We start from the raw sequence: 23,404 nt of genomic DNA, 5'->3' as shown, positions 1-23,404 counted from the left end.
ACGGGGCCTGACGGCCCCGGATATCAAACACACTCTTCTTCTCTCGCCCCGGCCTTAGCGACCGTGGTACTGGGCGGAGAGCTCGTGTACCGCGTTGACGAACACGCCGGCGTGTTCCGGGTTCACATCCTGATGGATGCCGTGACCCAGATTGAATACGTGGCCATTGCCGTGACCGAAACCGGCCAGAATGGAGGCGACCTCTTCACGGATGCGAGCCGGAGTGGCGTAGAGCATGGAGGGGTCCATGTTGCCCTGCAGCGCCACCTTGTCGCCGACCCGACGCTTGGCGTCGGCGATGTCGGTGGTCCAGTCCAGACCCAGCGCATCGCAACCGGTGGCGGCAATCTGCTCCAGCCACTGACCGCCGTTCTTGGTAAACAGGGTGACCGGCACGCGGCGACCGTCGTGCTCGCGGATCAGGCCATCGACAATCTTGTGCATGTACTGCAGGGAGAAGTCGCGGTAATCGCGCGGGGTGAGCACGCCGCCCCAGGTGTCGAACACCATGAGCGCCTGGGCACCCGCCTTGATCTGGGCGTTGAGGTAAGCAATCACGCTGTCGGCCAGCTTGTCGAGCAGCAGGTGCAGAGTCTGCGGCTCTGCGTACATCATCTGCTTGATCTTGGTGAACGCTTTGGAGCTGCCCCCCTCCACCATGTAGGTGGCCAGGGTCCATGGGCTGCCGGAGAAACCGATCAGCGGCACTTCGCCCTTCAGCTCGCGGCGGATGGTGCGCACCGCGTTCATCACGTAGCCCAGCTCATCTTCCGGATCCGGAATGGGCAGCGCCTGCACGTCGGCTATGGAGGTGATCGGGCGCTCGAAGCGCGGGCCTTCGCCCTGCTCGAAGTAGAGACCCAGCCCCATGGCATCGGGCACGGTAAGGATGTCGGAGAAGAGGATGGCGGCATCGAGCGGGTAGCGGCGCAGCGGCTGCAGGGTGACTTCACAGGCCAGCTCGGCATTGCGGCACAGGGACATGAAATCCCCCGCCTGGGCGCGAGTCGCCTTGTATTCCGGCAGATAACGGCCAGCCTGGCGCATCATCCATACCGGCGTCATGTCTACATCCTGACGCAGCAAAGCGCGCAGGTATCGATCGTTCTTCAGCTCTTTCATCCCAGTTCCTGAGTTCATATCACGCATAAAATGGCGGCCATAATACCACTTTGCCCACCGGATCGGACTGCCCAAAACGTGGCAAATGGACGCGCGGTTGCAAAGATGTGAAGGGGCGCAAACCTGAGCGCCCCGCTTGTAACAAGAAGTACAAAAGGATTGGCGAAAAGATAAGCGCCTCGTTACCCCTCGCCCGCCAGTGACAACTCGATCAAGCGCCGGGCAATGGTGCCGTGGGGTGGCAAGCGCGGCAAGCGGTCAGCAGCAAAGAAAGCGGCGGCCACCAGTTCGTCATCCTGCACCCGGATCTCGCCGCTCTCGTAGTCGGCGGTGAAGCCCATCATCAGGCTGTGGGGGAATGGCCAGGGCTGGCTCGCCACATAGCGCACATTGCGCACCCGGATGCCGCTCTCCTCGAACACCTCCCGTGCCACGCACTGCTCGAGGTTCTCCCCCGCCTCCACAAAGCCGGCCAGCACGGTATACATGGGATCGTCCGCCTGATAGTGACGGCGATGGGCTGCCAAGAGGATCTCCGGTCCCTTGCGCACCGCCACTATGATGCAGGGGGAAATGCGTGGATAGACGCTGTGCCCCTGCTGGCACACCTGCGCCCACTCCCCCGCCTTCGGGGTCATGGGGGCGCCGCACTCGCCACAGAAACGGTGGGTACGGCGGAAGGTGGCGAGCTGCCAGGCGCGACCGGCGAGACGAAAGCCCTCTTCGTCCCCCGCCACCATCAGCTGGCGCAGCGGGCTCATGGCGCTAGTGCCGGCCTCATCACCCAGATCGAGCAGATAGCAGGGCAGCCCCTGCCACTCGTCGAAACGCTCGAAATGGGCGTCAGCCAGCGCTGCGGGCAGGCACGCTTTACTTCCCTGTGGCACCTCTCCCTGCTGATCGAGCAGTACCAGATGATCGCCCCCCAGCACGAACCAGCGGGCTTGTTCGGTTAATGACATCAGATAAACACTCTCGTTAAAACAAAACCCTGGCTACGGCGGACCCGCCAAGGAGCAAACGCCGCGCGAGTGGCTCCCATCTTACGACCAGCACGAGTCGCTGACGACCCCGCCGTGGCCGATTGTCCCATTCGTAAAAAACGGATGGTGCAAATACAGAGGCCGCCCGAAGGCGGCCCGCTGTTATCCGGCATCCCGTATCCGGCCTCTCTCGACGCGGATCAGGCATCGCCCATCGCCAGCAGGGAGGCGTTGCCGCCCACCGCCGTGGTGTTGATGGTACGGGTCTTCTCGGTAACAAACCGCCCGAGATAGTGAGGGCCACCCGCCTTGGGGCCGGTGCCGGAGAGTCCCTGGCCGCCGAACGGCTGCACCCCGACCATGGCGCCGATCTGGTTGCGGTTGATGTAGACGTTGCCGACGTTGATGCGGCTCGCCAGCTCCTCCGCGTGGGATTCGTTGCGGCTGTGGATCCCGAGCGTCAGGCCGTAGCCGGTGCCGTTGATGTCGCTGATCACCTTGTCCAGATCCCGGGTCGCGTAGCGCACCACGTGCAGGATTGGGCCGAACTGCTCCTTGGCCAGCTCGCGGATGGAGCCGATCTCCAGTGCGGTCGGCTGAACAAAGTGCCCTTCCATGGTCGCGGCGGGCATCGGCGCCTGGGCAATCAGGCGAGCTCGCGGGATCATCCGGGCCAAATGAGCATCCAGCCCCGCCTTGGCATCGGCATCGATCACCGGGCCGACATCGGTGTTGTGCTCGGCCGGGTTGCCCACTTTCAGCTCCTGCATGGCGCCGGTGAGGATCTCCAGCACCCGCTCGGCAATCTCCTCCTGCAGGTAGAGCACCCGCAGGGCCGAGCAGCGTTGACCGGCGCTCTGGAAGGCGGCGCTCACCACGTCGCGCACCACCTGCTCCGGCAGGGCGGTGGAGTCGACAATCATGGCGTTCTGGCCGCCGGTCTCGGCGATAAGCGGCAGGATGGCGCCATCGCGCTGGGCCAGGGTCATGTTGATGAGCTTGGCGGTCTCGGTGGAACCGGTGAAGCAGACGCCGCCGATGCGCGGATCCGCTGTCAGCTTGGCGCCGACAGTCGCACCGTCACCGGGCAGCAATTGCAGTACGTCGCCCGGAATACCGGCCTGATGGGCCAGAGTCACCGCCAGATGGGCGATAAGGCCGGTCTGCTCCGCCGGTTTGGCGATAACGGTATTGCCGGTGGCCAGCGCCGCAGCGATTTGGCCGAGGAAAATCGCCAACGGGAAGTTCCACGGGCTGATGCAGACAAAGACGCCGCGCCCCTGCAGGAACAGCTCGTTCTGCTCGCCGGTATAACCGGGCAGCAGGGTCGCCTGCCCCATCAGGCTGCGGGCCTGCACCGCGTAGTAGCGGCAGAAATCGACCGCTTCACGCACCTCGTCGATGCCATCTTGCAGCAGCTTGCCCGCCTCGCGGGTACAGAGGGAGACAAACTGCTCGCGGTTCGCTTCCAGCAGATCTGCCAGCTTCTCCAGCGCGGCAGCACGCTCGCTCACCGGGGTTTCACGCCAGCGCGGGAAGGCTGCGTGGGCAGATGCCAAAGCCTGTTCCACCGCCGGCTCGTCAGCCCAGTGGATCTTGCCGACGGTGAGGCTCACATCCTGCGGGCTCAGCACTGTGCGTGCCTCGCTGCGCTTGAGGGTCTCGCCATCGACGATGGGGCCCGCCAGCCACTGCTTGCTCTCCAGCTCTTTCAAGCGGGCGAAGAAGGGGCGCTGGATGGAGAGGATGTTCATGTTGACGCCGCTGGAGTTCTTGCGGTCGCTGAACAGGTTCACCGGCTGCGGAATGCGGTCGTTGGCAAAGCCGGAGTAGCGCTTGAGGGTGCGCAGCGGGTGCTCGGCCAGCGAATCGACCGGGGTGTTGGGGTCCACCAGCTTGTGGACGAAGGAGGTGTTGGCCCCGTTCTCCAGCAGGCGGCGCACCAGATAGGGCAGTAGATCCTTGTGGGCGCCGACCGGCGCATAGATGCGGCAGTGCAGGCCGGGATTGTCGTTCAGCACGGCGTTGTGCAGCTCCTCCCCCATACCGTGCAGGCGCTGGAATTCAAACTGGCGATCACCGGCCATCTCCAGAATGCTGACCACGGTATTGGCATTGTGGGTGGCGAACTGGGGAGCGATAAAGCCGCGGGTCGGCTCGCTCAGCAGATAGCGGGCGCAGGCGAGATAGGAGATATCGGTGCCCGCCTTGCGGGTAAATAGCGGGTAGCCGGGCAAGCCCGCCTGCTGGGCATATTTCAGTTCGCTGTCCCAGTAGGCGCCTTTTACCAAGCGAACCGGAATGAGGTCACCCTGCTCGCGGGCCAGTGCGGTAAGCCAGCAGAGTACCGGCAGCGCGCGCTTGGAGTAAGCCTGCACCACCATGCCGAGCTTACCCCAGCCGCGGTTGGCATCGGAGCGGTAGAGCTGCTCGAACAAGTCCAGTGACAGCTCGAGGCGGTCCATCTCCTCGGCATCGATGCTGATGGCCACATCCTTGTCGCGGGCCAGCCGCACCAACCCCACCAGCCGCTCACACATCTCGCCGAGCACCCGCTCGCGGTTGGCCACGTCATAGCGCGGATGGAGCGCCGAGAGCTTGATGGAGATGGAGGGGGCCGGGCCGCCGTCGCTGATGCGCTCGTTGCCCACCGCCTCGATGGCGTTGCGGTAATCGGTCAGGTATTTGTCGGCATCCTGCAAAGTCAGCGCCGATTCACCCAGCATGTCGTAGGTGTGGGTGTAGCCCAGCTCGCGGGATTTGCGGCTCGCCTTCAGCGCCTCTTTCATGTCGCGCCCCAGCACGAACTGCTTGCCCATGATCTTCATGGCGGCGTACATGGCGGAGCGCACCACCGGCTCCCCCAGCTTGTTGACCATACGCCCCAGCAGGTTGGCCGGGTTGCCGTCGAGCTTCTTGTCGAGCTTGATGATCTTGCCGGTCAGCATCAGCCCCCAGGTGGAGGCGTTGACCAGAGTAGAGTCGCTCTTGCGGAAATGGGATGACCAGTTGGCGCCGGAGAGCTTGTCCTTGATCAGGGCATCGGCGGTCTCGGCATCGGGAATGCGCAGCAGCGCCTCGGCCAGACACATCAGGATAATCCCCTCCTGGGTATCGAGACTGTACTCCTGCAGGAAGGCGTCGATACCGTCACCGGAGCCGCTCTCCTTGCGCACCTTGGTCACCAGGGTACGGGCACGCTGGGTCACCTGCTCCAGCGAGGCGCCATCCCCCGGCAACATGGCCGACAGTTCGGCCAGATAGGCATTTTCATCCACCACGTAGTTCTGGGTGATGGCTTCGCGCAGGGCGGCCAGATCAGAGGGGATATAGTCAGCGGCAAGCACTTGAGTAGCTTTGAACATATGGGGTCTTCCTGTACGCCCTAGGGCTGATATCGACAAAGGCGGACGCGCCGCCGAAACGCCGATAATGTATACAATGTTGCACCCTATATGAAATGAATTTGTTGCCACTCTTTAACAAAGATCGCTCATTCCCCCCATGAATTCCCTTTTGAAGCTAATACGCCAGCAAGCGTGAGGGTCATCTGACTTCATTTTGTATACGATTTGCCGCCGCTCTATCGCAAAGCAGCCACGCATTCCGCCCAATACGCCCCAAAAAAAGAAGGGCCGCCACGGCGACCCTTCTCAGCAATTCATTCAGCCAGATGCTGTCAGTTCATCCAGCGATCGCCGCGGCTGCGACGACGGGGCAGCATGGGCAGCAGGATGCCAAGCAGAATACCGGCCCCCACCATGGCACCACCACGAATAAACCAGTCCATCTGCATGTCGTGCTCCTGGTTGTCGTAGCTCTGGGTCAGGGCATCATTCTGCTCTTTGAGATTGCTCATCTCCTCACCCTGACTGACCAGCTGAGCCTTGAGGGCGGCGATCTCCTTGCTCTGGGCAGCGATCTGACCATCCTTCTCGGTGAAGCGTTTCTCGTTGTCACCGTTAAGGTTCTGCAGGCGATCTTTAAGCTCATCGCGCTCTTTTTCCACCTGGGGCAGACGCTCGCGCAGGCTGATCTGGCTCTGCAGTTCGCTGTTCTTGATCCACCCCTCGCGGCCACGACCGTCCACCACCTGGGTGAAACCGGCCTCGCTGTTCACCGCCTTTACCTCCAGCGGTTCACCAGCCTTGACGCTGCCAAGGATCCGGTACTGGGTACCCGGGCCATTGTGGATATAGGTAAAGATGTTGTCTGAAACATAACGGGTATCGGCCAGTGCCTGTTGGGCACACAAGCAGATCAAAATCCCGAGAAGGGCGCGCATGGTCGATCGGTTCTCTTTTTCAGGTTTGGACAAGAGGTTGAATGTTAAGCCGCCAGCAGGTTAAAGGACAAGCAAAGAAAAAGCACCTCCCCCGGGATAATACGCGCAGAGTTGCGAGTCACCTCGCAACTTGCCCGTCTGCGGCCTCACTTGTTTTTCAGCTCCTGCACCTCGCTGCGCAGGGCGCGGATCTCCCGCAGCAGCACCTCTTGCTGGTTGTTGTAGTGATGACGCCACTTGTCGGTCTCGCCATCCCCCTTGTTGGGCTGCAAAAACAGGCTGGCCATGAAACCGCTGATGGCACCAAACAGACCGACTCCGAACAGGATCAGCAGGCTGGCGACAAACCGCCCCTCCTCGGTCTTGGGCACCAGATCCCCGTAACCTACTGTCGAGAGGGTCACCAGCGTCCACCAGAATGCGTCATAGGGTGTCTCAATCTGGCTGCCGGGCTGGCCTGACTCAATCCAGTACATGACGCCGGAGCCCACCCCCAGCAGCAGGAAGAACAGAAACAGGATGCCGGAGAGAGTGGTCTCGTTGCGCTCGCGACGGAACATGGCCCAGAGATCTGGGTGCTCCTTGAACAGCTGATAGACCCGCCACAGCTGGATCAACCGCGCCCAGCGCAGTTGCTCCGCCATCGGCAAGCTACCCGGCAGATAGATCCAGTTGGCCTTGAAATAGGCCTTGCGATCGGAGGCCCGGATCCAGCCATAAGCAAAGTGCGCGAGGAAGAAGTAGCAGATCAGACTGTCGAGGTCATAGAAGAGCTGCAGGGTCTGTGGTGTCAGGCTCTCATGGCCCCACCAGCGGGCCGTCACCAGCACAACCGAGATAATCGACAGAAATGCCATCAGCAGATCCATCGCCCGCAGATGAGTTAAGTGATGTCGCATACATTTTCCAACTTTAAGCACAGTGCAAATTAATAAAAGAGAAGATAATGCCGATAGTCCTGAGGGCAAAGGAAAAAACGGCTTTTAAAAGGAGAATGACAATGCAGCTTAACCTGCTGGAGAAAAGAATGAGCAACATCCGGTTGGTACCCAAAGTGGTGCTGCTGATGGTGTTCAGTACCCTCCTGCTACTGACAAAACTCTGGTTTGACGCCAACAATCTGGAAGCGACCCTGCTCAGCGAAGGGCTCGATCCCGCCAAGGCGGATGCGATCTCCAATCGCCTGCTCTGGACCGGTCTGATGGAGACCGCCATCATGGGGCTGCTGTTCGTGATCCTGCTGCTCACCGGCTCCCGCCTGATGGTCAAGCAGGTGCACTATCTGGTGGGCCTGCTGGAACGCTTCGCCAAGCGGGACCTCAGCCACAAGGTACTGCTCAAGTCTCGTGACGAATTCGGTGACATCGCCAAGGCGGTCTCTCACTCGCAGGAGAACCTCAAAGAGGTGTTTGGCAACCAGCGCGCCGCCTGCAAGGAGCTCAACGACATCGCCTCCCAGGTGACCCTTTGCATGGAAGAGGCCAACGAAGCGATCAACGAAGAGTTCACCCAGATCGAACAGCTGGCCAGCGCCATGAGCCAGATGGTCGGTGCCATTCGCGAAGTGGCCGCCCATGCGGATCAGGCCTCTCACGCCACCGCCGAAACCAGCCAACTGGCGGAAGAGGGGAGCCGCTGCGTCGCCGACACCGTCAGCACCATAGACACCCTCTCCGGCAACATCCAGCGCTCCGCCACCGTGGTCAACGAGGTGGAGCAGGGGGTCGAGCGCATTGGCTCTGTGGTCGACACCATTCGCGGCATCTCGGAGCAGACCAACCTGCTGGCACTGAACGCCGCCATCGAAGCGGCTCGCGCCGGTGAAGCGGGTCGTGGCTTTGCCGTGGTGGCCTCCGAAGTGCGTGAACTGGCCAACCGGGCTCAGGCCGCCACCGTCGAAATCCAGAAGATGATCGAACAGCTGCAGGGCAATGCCCATCAGGCTGGCGAGCTGATGGCCCAAAGCGTACAGCAGGCCGACAAGGGGGTGGAACAGGTGACCCAGGCCGGTACCCAGCTCGCCACCATAGTGCAGCGGGTACAGGGTGTCGCCGACATGAACCGCCACATCGCCGCGGCCTCCGAGCAGCAGAGCTCGGTCGCCGAAGAGATGCGCGGCAATCTGGAGCAGGTCAAGCAGATCGCCGAAGGCTCCGTCGTGGTGCTGCGCGAACTGCAAGAGGCCTCCGAACTGGTCGAGCAGCACAGCAAGGAGCTCGACAGCCAGATCCAGTCCTTCAAGCTGGCGTGACCACAGCGCATAGACAGAAAGGCCCTGCGGGGCCTTTCTTCATATCCCCACCAGCAACCCATTTTCCTTTCTGGATCATGCTTCTCGCCCCTGCGCTGTGACGCGGGGGCCTGACGGTGCTAGATTGGCAGCCAGCTTTTTATCCGGCAGTTTCGTTAATCACAAGGACGGCAACCGTGGCCCAGCACTCTCCCTCTTTCTCCGCCTTCTCCCCCCTGCTGCAGGAGTTGGCCCAGCGCCAGTGGCAACGGCTGACTGAACTGGCCCCCGACTACGGCAACCAGCCCGAGCCGGTGCGCCAGACCCTGCTGACCCTGCTCGGCCTCTCCGATTTTGTCGCCGACTCTCTCTTCAAACAGCCGGAGTTGCTGACCGAACTGCTCGCCTCCGGAGATCTGGAGCGCTCCGAGCGGTGGCCCGCCTACCAGAGCGATCTGACCGCCCTGCTCACCGAGGTGAGTGATGAAGAGGCGCTCAAGCGCATCCTGCGCCAGTTCCGCCGCAGCCGCATGCTGGTGATCGCCTGGCGCGAGCTGCTGGGCCACGCGACAGTAGAAGAGAGCTTTATCCACCTCACCAAGCTGGCAGATACGCTGATCTGCTCTGCCCGCGACTGGCTCTACGCCAAACAGTGCGGCGAGCTGGGCACCCCGATGGACGGCAATGGCAACCCGCAGCCGCTGCTCATTCTCGGCATGGGCAAGCTCGGGGGCGGCGAGCTCAACTTCTCCTCGGACATCGACCTTATCTTCACCTTCCCCGAGAACGGCTACACGGTCGGCGGACGGCGCGAGCTCGCCAACCAGCAGTTCTTTATCAAGCTCGGTCAGCGCATCATCAACGCCCTCCACCAGCCCACCCAGGATGGTCAGGTGTTCCGGGTCGACATGCGGCTGCGCCCCTTTGGCGATGCGGGGCCACTGGCCATCTCCTTTGCCGCCATGGAGGATTATTACCAGCATCACGGCCGCAACTGGGAGCGCTACGCCATGGTCAAGGCGCGGGTGCTGGGCCCCCAATGCGAGCACGCAGTGGAGCTCGCCGAAATGCTGCGCCCCTTTGTGTTTCGCCGCTATATCGACTTCGGCGTTATCGACGGTCTGCGCCAGATGAAGGCGATGATCGCCGCCGAGGTGCGCCGCAAGGGGCTGGAGGGCAATATCAAGCTGGGGGCTGGCGGCATCCGTGAAGTGGAGTTTATCGCCCAGGCGCTGCAGCTTATTCGCGGCGGTCGTGAACCGGCGCTGCGGGTGCGCCACCTGCCCGAAGCGCTGGCCGCCATCGCCCAATGTGGCGCCCTCGAATCTGCCCATTGCGATCGCTTGCTGGAGGCCTATCGCTTCCTGCGCCGGGTCGAGAACATATTGCAGGAGATCGGCGATCAGCAGACCCAAACCCTGCCCACCGAAGAGCGGGATCGCCAGCGGCTGATCGCTGCCCTCGGCTTTGCTGACTGGGGCGCCTTTATGGCTCATCTGGATGAGGAGATGGCCGCCGTCCATCAAGAGTTCGCCGCCGTGGTGGGGGAAGAGAAGGAGGCCCCCGCCCATCTGGAGCAGCTCTGGCTCGATCTGTGGCGCACCGAGCTCGACGCCGCCGAGCTGGAAAAATTGCTGACTGCACAGGGGGGGGCCGAGCCCGCCCCGCTCTGCGCCGCGCTGCTGCGTTTCAAGGAGGAGTACAAGCGCCGTCAGGTGGGGCCGCAGGGGCGCATCGCGCTGGACTGGCTGATGCCGGAGCTGCTGCGACTGGTGGTCGCCAGCGAGCAGCCCGCCCGCCTGTTCGAACGGGTATGTGAGCTACTGACCCGCATCTTCACCCGCAGCGCCTATCTGCAACTGCTGGCGGAAAACCCGGGCGCCCTGCGCCAGCTGGTGCGGCTGTGCGACGCCAGCCATCTGGTGAGCGAACAGCTGGCCCGCTACCCCATTTTGCTGGACGAGCTGCTCGATCCCCAGCACCTCTACCACCCCACCCCGCTCGACCAGTACAAGCCCCAGCTGCGCCAGTTCCTGCTGCGCATCCCCGAAGAGGACGTGGAGCAGCAGATGGAGGCGCTGCGCCAGTTCAAACAGGTGCAGCTGCTGCGCATCGTGGCGGCCGATATCGCTGGCGCCCTGCCGCTGATGAAGGTGAGCGACCACCTCACCTGGCTTGCGGAGGCGATCACCGAGGAGGTGGTCAATCAGGCCTGGGCCCAGATGAGCGAGCGCTACGGGGTGCCGCCCGATGTGGCAACCAGCGGCCAGCGCGGCTTTGCGGTGGTGGCCTATGGCAAGCTGGGCGGTATCGAGCTCGGTTACGGCTCGGATCTCGATCTGGTGTTCCTGCACGGCGGCGACCCCAACAGCTACACAGATGGTCGCAAGCCCATCGACAGCCGCCAGTTCTACCTGCGTCTGGCGCAGCGGATCCTGCACCTGTTCAGCACCCGCACCCCCTCCGGCATACTCTACGAGATCGACATGCGGCTGCGCCCCTCCGGCGACTCCGGCCTGCTGGTCTCGTCGCTGTCGGCCTACGAGCAATACCAGCAAAACGAGGCATGGACCTGGGAGCATCAGGCGCTGGTACGGGCTCGCCCCATCTATGGCGATGACGCCATCGTTGCCGAGTTTGCCCGTATCCGCCGCGATGTGCTGGCCAAGGAGCGGGAGCTGCCGACCCTGGCCCGCGAGGTGCGCGAGATGCGCCACAAGATGCGGGATCACCTGCTCAAAGCCGGTGCCGGCGAGTTCGACCTCAAGCAGTCCCCCGGTGGCATGGTGGATATCGAGTTTATCGCCCAGTATCTGGTGCTGGCCCACGCCTGCGGTGAACCCGAGGCGCTCACCCGCTGGTCCGATAACGTGCGCATCTTCGATGAGTGCGTGATGGCGGGGGTGCTGACGCTAGAGCAGGCGGAGGGGCTGAAGCAGGCCTATCTGGAGATCCGCAACCTCGGCCATCGCCTCAACCTCTCGGAGATCTCCCGCAAGGTGAGCGACGATCAGCTGCAAAACGAGCGCAGCCATGTGCTCGCCGTCTGGCACAAGCTGCTGGGGGAGTGAGATAAACCACAGCAGGTTCAACGAGAAAGGGGCGCTTGGGCGCCCCTTTCTAATATAAACATCAGCTACAAGCTCATATTTTCTTCATATAACACTCAATAGCGGTGAGCTGGATCCTGTTTCAGGCATACCAGCCTTGGAATCGTATGGCACTTTGCTGAATATACGTAGAGATAAACCGTCTCTATGACCTCACCTGATTTTGGCCAGATATGACGGGTGAATATCAACTCAACAATTCCAGTCCCAGCGCAGAGAGGAAGAAATGGATTTTTCAGAGCAGCTACAGAGTCTAGCCAAAAAGATTGCTCAACAGTCATCGATGATCACCACAGAAGAAGCAACCAAAAACGCATTTGTCATGCCATTTCTCAATCGTGTACTTGGTTATGATGTGTTTGACCCTACGGAGGTGATTCCGGAATTCACCGCAGATACAGGCATCAAAAAAGGGGAAAAGGTTGACTACGCCATTCTCAAAGATGGCCAAGTGCAAATTCTGGTTGAGTGTAAAAAATACAGTGAAAAACTCTCGGCCAAGCACTCTGGTCAACTCTTTCGCTATTTTTCAGTTACCAATGCTCGAATCGGCATTCTTACCAATGGGGCACAATATGAGTTCACACAGACCTTGATGCCCCAAACAAAATGGACGAAAAACCATTTTTGACGCTCGATCTGGAAGACATAGATGAACACATAGTGCCTGAGGTATTAAAACTAACCAAAACCTCTTTCGATGTTGATTCAGTTGTCGATGCAGCTGGCGAACTGAAGTACCTTAGCCAGATCAAAAAATTGCTAGCCGAACAATTTGGCTCACCGGAAGAAGACTTTGTTAAGTTTTTTGCATCCAGAATCTATGACGGTGTACTAACGGCAAAGGTCAAACAGTCCTTTACCGACATTACCAAGAAGGCACTTAGCCAATTTCTGAATGACAGCATCAATGCAAGATTGAAATCTGCGATTGGTGGCAGTGTCAACTCCTCAACTATCCAACCGGCATTTGATAGTAATCCATCAAGTGATAACAATAATGCCGAAGGCTGTAGTGAGGAAAAATCAAAGGTCGATACAACGATTGAAGAGATGGAAGGCTTTAATGTTGTCAAAGCAATTCTGAGACAGCGATTTGATGTAACAAGAATCGCGGCAAGAGATACCCAAAGTTATTTTGGTATTCTCCTCGACGATAATAATCGCAAGCCGTTATGCCGGTTGCATTTCAATGCAAGGCAGAAATATATCGGTTTATTTGACGCTGACAAAAAAGAGACTAGGCATCCTATTTCCTCGATCGATGAAATCTTTACCTTTGCAGATCAGTTGCTGACCGCGACATCAGTCTATGAATAGTTGCAATTAGGAGGGGGGGAATCCCCCCTTCATCTCGCAATGAACATCCCCGTTTTCCAACTCAAGCCGTGATCCATCACCGTCTCCACCAGCATGCTGTTGAAACGCTGATAGGCCTCTTCCTCAAGAAGCCCCGGATAGCTCAACACCCGCAGCGCATGACCTTGATAGTCAGGATGATAGGGTGGGTGGAGATGGGCATAGTCGTTGAGACAAAAGCTCAGCCCCTGATAGAAGCGCAGACGGCGAATGGCAATCTCATCCTCTGGCGGATCGATCTCGAGAATGACGGTTTTGCCTGCCCGCTCGCAAAATTCGGCCAGCAGGCGGCTGCCGTAGTTGCGGCCGCGCAGCACCGGATTGATGGCCAGATGTTCGATATAGATCTGCTCGCCACACGCCCACCAGAAGATGAAACCGAGCAGCAGGCCGTCCTGATAAAAGATTTGGCAGTGATAGCGAGGATCCCGCATCTTCTGTGGCTGATGCTGTGACTGGCGCTGCTCGTAGCGGGGAAAACTCTCGCCATAGATCTGCCAGACCAGCGGCCACGCCGGATGGTTTGCCTCTCTAATCACTTCACTCTCAATCATCAGAACTACCTCTCATTTATTTTGCAGAACGTTCATCTATACATGAAAAGTTATGCCACAGCATCTTCTGATGAAATAGAAGCCAGAACGCCAGATTAGCGGGCACCATCCGGTTGCGAAACAAACTGCTGCTGGCTGCCATCAGGCAGCAGCGCCAGCACGCTTTGAGCGGCCAGTTTTATCCCTGCCAGCTCGGTGGCCGGGCCGAAGTTGGCTATCAGTCGAGTGCCATCGGCAAACTCGCTCTGCTGCACCACTCCTCGTTTGTCGAGCCAGCGAAAACCGGTGAGTGGCTGGTTGTAGAGCCGCTCATGCAACGGGCGGAAGAAGGCATCGAGCCCCTTGAGATAGGGAATGCGCACGCTGGCACTATCCAGACTGAGGTTGAGCAGCGGCGGCACGTTGTAGAGCTGCTGCAACAGCTCGGTTACCTGACGGCTCTCCCTGAATTTGAGGCTGTCCATCGTCCAGTGATGGGTGGTCACTATGCTGTCGTGAAAGACGCTCTGGAACAGCGGCAACCGCAGCGCCGGATCGAAGTAGAGCCCCTGATACTCAGGTTTTAGGTGGCTCTGGCGAAAGAAAAATGCAGGCTGATAGTCGGGATACCAGGCCCCCAAATAGTAGGGAGAGCGCTTGTTGCGGCGCATATCGGGATCCTGCCAGCCAAAGCCGCTGGTCTGGGGGCCGTGGGCAAAGGCCGCAGTGCGGTTGGCAACCGCGCCGCCCTCCTCGGAGCCCACCAGCACCCCCTGACTCCTGGCAATCCACGCCATCCCTGCCATCCGGTTGTCCGCATCCTGCGCCTGAGTGGTTGGCTTGGCCGGGTCGAAGTCGTCAAACACCATGCCGGTCGCAGCCACATCGAGGAACCAGCTGTTGTAGTGGCTCGCCTGCTGCAACAAGGGTACGCGCTGTTCCATCACCGGGCGCACACAGGCCTGATTGGTGTAAACGCCGCTGTTTTGAAAGCCGCTCTTGCGCCGCCCGCTCTCCTGCATGATGCCGCAACGCAGATAGCTATCCTGCCCCATCTGGGCGGTGAGCCAGCTTTGCTGGCGATTCCCCTCCGGCAGCGCGGTATCGTAGGAGTCGTAAGGTGCGATGAGATAGCCCGCCTGTTTGGCAAATTCAATCCCCTCTGGCGCAGCAAAACCGGCGGTCCACTGGGGCAGACCCAGCCAGAGTTTGGGTAGTCCAGCCTGCTTGAGAGCGGCGATCATCTTGGCCGAGCTGCCATCCCCCCAGCTCTGCGGGTCGTTGAGCTCAGCCCCCAGTTGCGTGGCCGCCAGCGTGCGCCGGGCAGCGAAATCGGCCGGTTGCCGACCCGGATGGCGCAGCGCCAGCGCCTGCTCCACTCCGGCCAATACCAGATTTTGCAGGTAGCGATTGCGCTCAAGATCGGGCGCTTGCAGCGCACGCTTGCTCTCCCCCTTAAGCCAGTCGGCGGGGATCAGGCGGCGCAGCGCGGGCCAACTCTTCACATCCTGTGGCACCAGCAGTCGCTCGCCCCAGAGATAGAGGTGAGAGGCGCCGAGCAGCCGCTTGCCATCCGGCACCGCCGCCAGCTTGCTCTCGAGCGAGACCAGTTCACCCCGTGCCTTCAACCAGCTGCGATAGGCCTTGGCCGCCGCTAGCCAGTCGTTGCCCGGTTGCAACGACACTGCCACCTCATAGGGGTCAGCCAGATTGAGGCGATTGACGCTATGGGTCGCGGTGAGGGCAATGCCATCTTGCTTGGGCGCAAAGGTGAGCCGGTTGTTGAAGGGGTTGGCAAAGAGGATCGCCAACTGCTGATCGCCGTGATCCAGCCCAACCACCGGCAGGGTCAGATTATCCGTGGTGTTGATCCCCTGATACTCCTGCGCCAGCGCCTTGCGCCACGCAGTGTGCGTAGCCGGAATGCGAAATCCCTCGTGGATCGGCAGCATCAGCGCCTGCGCCCCTGCCGGTACCCGCGGCCACACCAGCTCGCCAGCAGTTGCACGGCTGAGGGTAAGGATCAGACGATTGCCCTCGAGGCGAGCCAAGGCCCGCACCTCGCCATCGGCACGGGTCAGCCAGCTGGCGCGCTTCCCCTCCTGCTGCAGAGCGGTGACCGGCTGACGCGGGCCGGGAGAAGAGATGAGAAGGTGCTTGCCCGATGGCAGCACAGCCTCGGCCGCCAGGGTGGCGGGATCCAGCTCGATGCGCCACTGATCGTTGGCAAGGGTCAGCGCCTCGGCAGGCAGGGAGAACAGCGGCGCCAACAGTAGCAGCGGGCGGATCCGGCTCGTTAGCACGGGGAAAGAAGTCATGGTCGGAGATTCCTGATACAAACGGGAGCCGCCATTGCAGCAGATCGGCAGGCTCAGATTGTCAGGCCAATGTCAGGATTAAGCCCAGAGCAGAAGCGGAGAGGCTGCTCTGCCATTTCCTGTTTGATAGCCACCACCATCCACTGGCCAATTGTTGCAAATAACATCAGCAAAAAGTAACAGTCATTGCACCTGCGAAACAATCTTTGCCAGAAGCAGCGACTCAATCACCCGGCATCACTCCACCGGCCCCGCCTGACTGTGGCTCAGCTGCAACACCAGCTGGCCGCGCTGGCTGGTCTGCACCAGCGAGAGGGTACGCCAGCTGTCGGGCGTGGCAGCAGGCCAGTTCACCGGCTCATCGGGCGCAATGCGGTGCCACCAGAGCAGGGTGTATTGCGGGCGGGCCAACACCGCCTGATCGAGCCAGAGCGGAGTACACGAAGCGGGATTAGAGGGGGGATTGGCCACCGCCTGCGGCGAGCGGGAGAGCCAATCCAGATCCTGCACCGCAGGCAGCGGCAACGCCACCTGCCACTCCTTGCCCGCCACCGTCAGCCGTAGCTGATAGAGTCCGGCTGGTAAAGGCATCGGCAGATCGGCCCCCACGACCCTGACCCCCTCACTCCCTTCCGCCTCCCACTGGGCACCTGCCAACCGGTTGTGGCCAGCGGGATCGACAAGTTCAGCGGCGGTGATGGACCTCTCTCCGGTCAACTGCACCCGATAGTCCCGCAACAGCGGCGCATCGCGCTGGATCAGCTCAAGGCGCAGCTCGCTCACCCCATCAGGCAAGGCCAGCGGGAAATCCTTGCCGCAGTGTTGGGCACTCAGCGCGGCCAGCATCCCCTGCCAGCTACGGCGCTCGGCATCACTTGTGAGGGCGGGCCATGCCTGCTGCAAAGATTGCCAGGCGTGCCGGTTATCCCCCTGCAACAGCGCCAAAGTAGCTGGTTGCAGCGGGTCGGTGTTATCAGTTGCCAAACCCTCTGTTGCCATCACGCTGCCTGCATTCAGAAGGCCAACGCCCATAACCAGCAGCACAGCCAGCGTTGCGCGCTTCACGCTGGCACCTCCAGCCGGTAGCCGATGCCGCGCACCGTCTCGATGACCAGCCCGGGCAGCTTCTGGCGCAGTTGCAGAATATGGGTATCGACGGTGCGAGTGGAGGGAAACGCCTGATAGCCCCACACCCGGTTGAGGATCTCCTCCCGGCTCAGCACCCGCCCCGCCATCCGCACCAGCAGGGTGAGCAGGGCAAACTCGGTGGGGGTAAAACTCACCTCCGCATCCTGCCAGCTCGCCTGCATCCGGGCGGGATGAAGCTGCAAGCCGCCCACCGCCTGAGTGCCATCCCCCAGCTGGCGCAGCTGGGCCCGGATCCGCGCCAGCAGCTCGTCGTGGGAGAAGGGCTTGGTCAGGTAGTCGCGCGCCCCCGCATCGAGCCCGGCCACCCGATCGCTCACCTCCACCCTGGCGGTGAGCACGATCACCGGCAGCGCCTTGCGCGCCAGCCACTGGGGCAGCCAGTCGAGGGCATCCCCCTCCGGCATGGTGCGATCGAGCAGCACCAGATCCGCCGCCAGCCACTGCTGCTCCGCCGCAGCCAGGGTGTCGCACCAGAGGCAGCGATACCCCTCGCGGGTCAGATAGCGTTGCAGGTTCTCCGCCAGCAATGCCTCGTCTTCGACAAGCAGGATGGTCTTCATGATTCGGGGTCGCTCCAGAGTTGGCAGGGCAGCGTCAGGGTGAAGGTGGTGGGCGGGCCGGATAGGGCGAGGCGCCCGCCAAGACGGCGCAGCAGATGGCGCACGATGGCAAGCCCCAGCCCCAAACCCTCGCCACGGGCACCGCGGCGCAGCAGGGTAGCGAGCCGGTAATTTGGCAGCTCGCCGCCATCGCTGACTGCGAGGCTCAAGCGCCCCGCCTGCCAGCTGGCACAGATCCGAACCGGCGCACGACCATGCTGGCTGGCATTGCGCAGCAGGTTGTCGAGGGCGAGATCGAGCCAATAAAAGGGGAGCGCCAGAGTCATCTCCCGCTCAAGGCAGAAGGTGGCGTCATGCCGCTCGCAAGCCAGGGTGAGCCACTCAGCCAGACTGACAGCCACCCGCTCATCCTCGAAGGTCTCTGCCGCCAGATAGTGGCGACTGGCCTGCGCCAGCTGATGCAGGCGGGCGACACTGCCCAGCAGTTGCCCCACGCTCTGCTGGGCGGAAGAGGGCAGCCGGTCGAAATCGTGGCGCAGCTCCTCGCTGATGCCGGAGAGCGCCATGATGGGGGTACGCAGCTCGTGGGTCAGCATCTGCAACGCGACGCGCCGCTCCCGCAGCAGGCGCCAGCGCTGCCAGCTGGCCCACCCCAGCAGCAAGATGAAACCAAAGGAGCTGGCCAGCGCCAGCCACTGCCAGCCAAGCGTGGGGCGAGTATTGAAGCAAATCGCTCCGACTCGCTCTTCACAGGGACCATCGGTACGGCTATCCAGCGTCACGCCAAGCCGATCGGCCAGCGGTTGCCACTGCCCGGCGCCATAGCGGCGCCACTGCCCATCGGCAAGCAGCCAGAGCTGGCCCGATTGCAGCAGCCAGCGCTCACCCCGCAGCAGGGCGTCTAGGTTGTCATCAGCAAGCTCGCCAAGCTGCCCCAACCGATCGCGCCGCTCCCGCACATGGAACAGAGCGTCGAGCCCGGCCGCCGGATGACCAGCCTGCCAGCGAGCTGCGCTGGAGCCGCCCAGCGGATAGACGGGGTGAGCGGCAAACCAGCTGGCCGAGGGCATTGGCCCATCTTTGCAAAGCGCCCGCAGCAGCGGCAGCCACTCGGCGGGCAAGTCATTATCTGTCCCGCACTCCTGCTGGTAGCGATAGATGGCCTGCAACTGGCGCAGTGGATAACGCTGCCAGGCGGGATGAAGGGCGTCAGGAGCAATCAAGCGCCGGTCGAGCCGCTGCACCTCGTCAAGAGGCAGCGCCTGTTCGGGAGCCTGCTTGGCCAGCTCGCCCGCCAGACGATCCGCCAGCGGCCCGGCCAGCACCGGAGAAGCCATGCTGTAGCAGATCAGGGAACAGAGCAGCAGGATCAGGCGCATGGTTTCAACTCGAGATGACTCCGGATGAAGACACAGCAGATCACTGCGCCATAAAAAATGTCAGCGCCATTTTTCAATGGCGCTGACATCCGGTCAACCGCTAACGGCATTTGCGCGGCTCCCGCCAGCCCATGTGAACCGTCACCTATTTGAACAGACCCTTGAGCAGCTGGTCAGCCACCCCTTTGACGGCCTCGTTGTCGGCCTTGTCCCCCAGCAGCTTCTTGAGGCCGCGTTCGGCCTCCTTGCGCGCCTTATCCTCCAACAGCTTGTTGTTGCTGAGCAGCGCCTTCACGTCGAGCTGATAGCTGGGAGCCTGCCAGTGGCCGCCGATCCGCACCGGAATGGTGATCTCTTTGAGCTCGTCCACATCCTTTCCTCCCTGCCCCTTGCTGCTCTCGACAATGGAGGTGAGGAACAGGAAGTCGAGGCTCTCCGGCACCAGCGCCGTCTGCCCCTCACCCTTGACTCGCAAGGCCGGGGCAAAGAGCTGGATGTCGTTGCTGCGGGCGATGCCATCGGCAATCAGGAAGCTGGCGGTCAGGGCGCTGAAGTCGGTCTTGCGCGCCTCCTTCACCTGTTCGGCCCCCTTGCCGGTGAGGGTGGCCCGCGCCTCGCGGATCATCTCAGGCAGGTTGATGCCATGCAGGGCACCATCGCTCAGCTTCAAGGTAACCTTGCCCTGCATCCCGTTGCGCAGTGCCAGCGCAGAGAGACCACGGCCCTGCACCTGCACATCCAGATCGCCCTTGCCCTCCAGCAGATCACTCTGGGCCAGAGTCTGCAGCAAGGGACGAATGTTCACCCCGGCCACCTGCTTGTGCACCTTGTAGGTGGCGGGTTGCTGGCGCGCGTCGAGTACCCCGTTCGCGTTTACCTGACCACCTGCCACGGTCGCGCTGAACTGTTTGAGCGTCAGCAGCCCTTTGGCCAGAGCCACCTGCAGATCGACAGCACCGAGATCCAACCCTTTCAGACGCAGGCTGCCGAGTTGCAGCCGACCATCCAGATCCACCCCTTTGAGAGCGCCCAGATCCGGTTCGACCGCGGAGAGGGCTTCGCTCTTGCCGGTTACCGCTTTATTGCCACTTGCAGCTGTGCTGGCAACACCGGCCGTCGGTTTGTCCTCTTTCACCTGCGCAGGTGTGGTCGGCACCGATTTGGCGAGCCATTTGTCGAGATCCAGCTTCTCCCCCTTGAGATCGAAGCTGATTGTGGGAACAGCGCCAAGCTGCACGGTTCCATCGCCACTCAACAGTGCCTCATCGGCACTCATCACCAGCTTGCTCAGGGTAATCAACTGCTTGTCGAGCTCGGCACGGGCAAACCCGGCCAGTTTCAGCTTCATCTGCGGGCGTGGCAGCGCATCACCTTCCAGCGCTGCCGTCAGCAGCACATCGGAGAGCTCGGCCAGCTTCATCTCTTTATCGAGCCGTCCCTTGAGCGTGCCTTCCAACGAGCCAGCCAGTGAAGCTTGCTGCCCCTCACCCTTGGCTCCTTTCAGCACCAACGTGAGGTTACTCCACTCACCCAGAGCCAGTCGGTCTCCCTTGATAGAGAAACTGTCGAGTCGCAGGGACGGGTCACTCAGGCTGCCGCTGAGGCTCAGATCTTTCAGTTCACTGGCCATCACCTCCTGCGCCAGCTTGACCTGGGTCTGCCCTTTAACATCGAAAGCGAGCTTGTCGGCACTCCCCTTGGCGGCTAGCGTTACGGGTACCCACTGACCGGTGGCCAGCTGCCCCATATCGAGATCGAGGCGATCCAGTCGCAGCGAGGTGCCGCTGCGATCATCCTGTACCAGCGCACTGGCCTGGGAGAGCGCGACACCCTGCAAGCTGATCTGCCAGTGCTTGCTATCAGAGGTTGGCGCAGGGGTTGCAGGGACGACCGGTTCGCTTGCATCAGCAGTGGCATCCTTGATCAGTCCGCTCAGATTGGAGCTGCCATCCGCCTTGGTCTGGATAAACAGATGGGCGCCACTCAGGGTCACCTTACCAATCTCCAGACGATGGGAGAGCAGCGGCAACAGGGCCACCGAGGCCTCCCCCTGTTCGAAACGAACCAGATCCGGCTCGGCAAAACCGGCCGGATTGCGCAGAGCAACCTTCTCCAGCGAGAGGCCGAGACTCGGCCAGAAACGCCAGTCAATCTCCCCCGCCATCACCAGTTCCCGGCCCGTGCTCTTGCGCACCTGTTCAGCCAGTTGGGGCTTGAATTGATTGGGGTCGATAAGGCTTATCAACGTCACTATGGCCAGCAAGGCCGCCACGGCGATGCCGAGCAAGATGAGAACTATCTTCTTCACGATATGCTCCTTGAATCCGGATCCACTGCTGACTATACCACTCACCGTCTGACGAATGGCGTCTACGAGACAAAAGCGGACAAGGATGAGACAGGGATGGTCGCTGCCAATCCCCATCGTCATCAGCAGGGATCAGGCTTGCAAAGAGGATTGCTGCAGCCGCGCCATAGCGGTGCGCGTCGACTCGAAAGCAAAGCGGGACAAGGGGATATCGCTGATCTTCAACCACTGACAGGCGGCCACATCGTCAGCCGGCTGGATGACCGGTTTTTCACTCAGCCTGATGGCAAAGAAGGTGTCACAGGTGTGATAGGTAATGCCATCGTAGGGATAGATATTGGGGAAGGAACCAAGATAGGTAAAAGGTTGAGCGCTGACATCGAGTCCCAGCTCCTCCTGCAACTCGCGCACCAGCGCTACCTCCAGCGACTCGCCGGGATCGACAAATCCGCCAGGCAGATCCAGCAACCCCTTGCCCGGATTGCGGGCACGCCCCGCAACCAGCACCTCATCCTGCCAGCAAAGCGCCACCATTACCGCCGTCGCCACATTCTGGAAAAAATGAAAACCGCAGCCACAACGAAGCTCTTTGGGGCTGACGCTCTGCAGGGTTTGACCGCCGCATTTTGGACAAAACATGGGCTATCTCCGACGAAATAAAGCGCCATTTTAAGCTGTTGCGACCGTTTTTTATGAGTAAAACAGACGGGGAAGACGAGGAATTCAAAGGGATAGTAATAAAACGGGGCAATTATCAGGCTATTTGCTGATTTTCAGACAATAAAAAACCCCGCTCGATGAGCGGGGTTTCTTGTATTGGGTGCCTGGCAGTGTCCTACTCTCGCATGGCGAATGCCACACTACCATCGGCGCTACCGCGTTTCACTTCTGAGTTCGGCATGGGATCAGGTGGTTCCACGGCGCTATGGCCGCCAGGCAAATTCTTCAATCTTGGAAAGCTGACGTGAGTAGTGATGTTGCGCTTGGCTTGTCACTATCACTGAATTTGAGTAGTTCGTTCATTCGCTACAAGGCCCAGAACACTTCTTGGGTGTTGTATGGTTAAGCCTCACGGGTAATTAGTATGGGTTAGCTCAACACGTCACCGCGCTTACACACCCCACCTATCAACGTTGTGGTCTCCAACGGCCCTTTAGGACCCTCAAGGGGTCAGGGATGACTCATCTCAGGGCTCGCTTCCCGCTTAGATGCTTTCAGCGGTTATCGATTCCGAACTTAGCTACCGGGCAGTGCCACTGGCGTGACAACCCGAACACCAGAGGTTCGTTCACTCCGGTCCTCTCGTACTAGGAGCAACTCCCTTCAATCATCCAACGCCCACGGCAGATAGGGACCGAACTGTCTCACGACGTTCTGAACCCAGCTCGCGTACCACTTTAAATGGCGAACAGCCATACCCTTGGGACCGACTTCAGCCCCAGGATGTGATGAGCCGACATCGAGGTGCCAAACACCGCCGTCGATATGAACTCTTGGGCGGTATCAGCCTGTTATCCCCGGAGTACCTTTTATCCGTTGAGCGATGGCCCTTCCATTCAGAACCACCGGATCACTATGACCTACTTTCGTACCTGCTCGACCTGTCCGTCTCGCAGTTAAGCTGGCTTATGCCATTGCACTAACCTCCTGATGTCCGACCAGGATTAGCCAACCTTCGTGCTCCTCCGTTACTCTTTGGGAGGAGACCGCCCCAGTCAAACTACCCACCAGGCACTGTCCGCGAGCCCGATTCAGGGCCCTGCGTTAGAACATCAAACATACAAGGGTGGTATTTCAAGGACGGCTCCAGCGCAACTGGCGTCACGCCTTCAAAGCCTCCCACCTATCCTACACATGTAGGTTCAATGTTCAGTGCCAAGCTGTAGTAAAGGTTCACGGGGTCTTTCCGTCTAGCCGCGGGTACACCGCATCTTCACGGCGAATTCGATTTCACTGAGTCTCGGGTGGAGACAGCATGGCCATGGTTACACCATTCGTGCAGGTCGGAACTTACCCGACAAGGAATTTCGCTACCTTAGGACCGTTATAGTTACGGCCGCCGTTTACC

General features: G+C 60.8%; 14 protein-coding genes, 2 rRNA genes and 1 pseudogene (1 of these 17 running past the window's edge). 3 read left to right on the top strand and 14 right to left on the bottom strand.

The window, feature by feature from the left end:
* Positions 1-54: 54 nt before the first annotated feature.
* From hemE to ACTG19_RS17260, 5 genes are all read right to left on the bottom strand, one after another.
* Positions 55-1,122, bottom strand: a complete 1,068-nt coding sequence (gene hemE, locus ACTG19_RS17280; RefSeq protein ID WP_164537622.1) for a uroporphyrinogen decarboxylase — start codon at positions 1,120-1,122, stop codon at positions 55-57.
* 182 nt (positions 1,123-1,304) lie between these two features.
* Positions 1,305-2,084, bottom strand: a complete 780-nt coding sequence (nudC, locus tag ACTG19_RS17275) for an NAD(+) diphosphatase (RefSeq protein WP_113739610.1) — start codon at positions 2,082-2,084, stop codon at positions 1,305-1,307.
* 221 nt (positions 2,085-2,305) lie between these two features.
* Positions 2,306-5,470 carry a bifunctional proline dehydrogenase/L-glutamate gamma-semialdehyde dehydrogenase PutA gene (gene putA / locus ACTG19_RS17270; RefSeq protein WP_164537623.1) on the bottom strand — a complete coding sequence of 1,055 codons (3,165 nt, stop codon included), beginning with the start codon at positions 5,468-5,470 and terminating at the stop codon, positions 2,306-2,308.
* Positions 5,471-5,784: 314 nt separating this feature from the next.
* On the bottom strand, positions 5,785-6,390 hold the full coding sequence (locus ACTG19_RS17265; RefSeq protein WP_005335443.1) for a TIGR04211 family SH3 domain-containing protein: 606 nt from the start codon (positions 6,388-6,390) through the stop codon (positions 5,785-5,787).
* Between the two features lie 146 nt (positions 6,391-6,536).
* A complete protein-coding gene (locus tag ACTG19_RS17260; RefSeq protein WP_237672033.1) occupies positions 6,537-7,289 on the bottom strand; it encodes a potassium channel family protein in 753 nt (250 codons plus the stop codon).
* Between the two features lie 101 nt (positions 7,290-7,390).
* Between ACTG19_RS17260 and ACTG19_RS17255 the strand changes: the two genes are divergently transcribed.
* From ACTG19_RS17255 to ACTG19_RS17245, 3 genes and pseudogenes are all read left to right on the top strand, one after another.
* Positions 7,391-8,641 (top strand): methyl-accepting chemotaxis protein, encoded by a 1,251-nt coding sequence (locus tag ACTG19_RS17255; protein ID WP_005362726.1) that lies wholly within the window; start codon positions 7,391-7,393, stop codon positions 8,639-8,641.
* A 176-nt stretch (positions 8,642-8,817) separates the two neighbouring features.
* Positions 8,818-11,691: a bifunctional [glutamate--ammonia ligase]-adenylyl-L-tyrosine phosphorylase/[glutamate--ammonia-ligase] adenylyltransferase gene (gene glnE / locus ACTG19_RS17250; RefSeq protein ID WP_439989324.1), complete on the top strand. Its 2,874-nt coding sequence runs from the start codon at positions 8,818-8,820 to the stop codon at positions 11,689-11,691.
* 265 nt (positions 11,692-11,956) lie between these two features.
* Positions 11,957-13,050: pseudogene (locus ACTG19_RS17245) on the top strand (type I restriction endonuclease).
* Positions 13,051-13,079: 29 nt separating this feature from the next.
* Here the strand turns inward: ACTG19_RS17245 and ACTG19_RS17240 are convergent.
* The 9 genes from ACTG19_RS17240 to ACTG19_RS17200 form a co-directional block, all read right to left on the bottom strand.
* A complete protein-coding gene (locus ACTG19_RS17240) occupies positions 13,080-13,643 on the bottom strand; it encodes a GNAT family N-acetyltransferase (protein WP_113739606.1) in 564 nt (187 codons plus the stop codon).
* A 95-nt stretch (positions 13,644-13,738) separates the two neighbouring features.
* Positions 13,739-15,940 (bottom strand): glycoside hydrolase, encoded by a 2,202-nt coding sequence (locus ACTG19_RS17235; protein ID WP_113739605.1) that lies wholly within the window; start codon positions 15,938-15,940, stop codon positions 13,739-13,741.
* A 237-nt stretch (positions 15,941-16,177) separates the two neighbouring features.
* The gene (locus ACTG19_RS17230) at positions 16,178-17,005 is read right to left on the bottom strand and encodes a DUF2861 family protein (protein ID WP_113739604.1); all 828 of its coding nucleotides are present in this window, start codon (positions 17,003-17,005) and stop codon (positions 16,178-16,180) included.
* A complete protein-coding gene (locus tag ACTG19_RS17225) occupies positions 17,002-17,649 on the bottom strand; it encodes a response regulator transcription factor (protein ID WP_113739603.1) in 648 nt (215 codons plus the stop codon). The genes ACTG19_RS17230 and ACTG19_RS17225 overlap by 4 nt, the downstream gene beginning before the upstream one ends.
* Complete coding sequence (locus tag ACTG19_RS17220) at positions 17,646-19,028, bottom strand: ATP-binding protein (protein ID WP_113739602.1); 1,383 nt, start codon at positions 19,026-19,028, stop codon at positions 17,646-17,648. The genes ACTG19_RS17225 and ACTG19_RS17220 overlap by 4 nt, the downstream gene beginning before the upstream one ends.
* Before the next feature lie 145 nt (positions 19,029-19,173).
* On the bottom strand, positions 19,174-21,336 hold the full coding sequence (locus ACTG19_RS17215; protein WP_113739601.1) for an AsmA family protein: 2,163 nt from the start codon (positions 21,334-21,336) through the stop codon (positions 19,174-19,176).
* Between the two features lie 132 nt (positions 21,337-21,468).
* Complete coding sequence (locus ACTG19_RS17210; RefSeq protein ID WP_107683479.1) at positions 21,469-21,975, bottom strand: NUDIX domain-containing protein; 507 nt, start codon at positions 21,973-21,975, stop codon at positions 21,469-21,471.
* Positions 21,976-22,158: 183 nt separating this feature from the next.
* A 5S ribosomal RNA gene (rrf, locus tag ACTG19_RS17205) occupies positions 22,159-22,273 on the bottom strand.
* Between the two features lie 121 nt (positions 22,274-22,394).
* Positions 22,395-23,404 (bottom strand): 23S ribosomal RNA (locus tag ACTG19_RS17200) (it continues 1,880 nt past the right edge of the window).

Source organism: Aeromonas sp. 3P, assembly GCF_051919745.1.
GTDB classification, from domain to species: Bacteria; Pseudomonadota; Gammaproteobacteria; order Enterobacterales; family Aeromonadaceae; genus Aeromonas; species Aeromonas veronii.
This window is presented reverse-complemented; position numbering and strand designations above follow the sequence as displayed.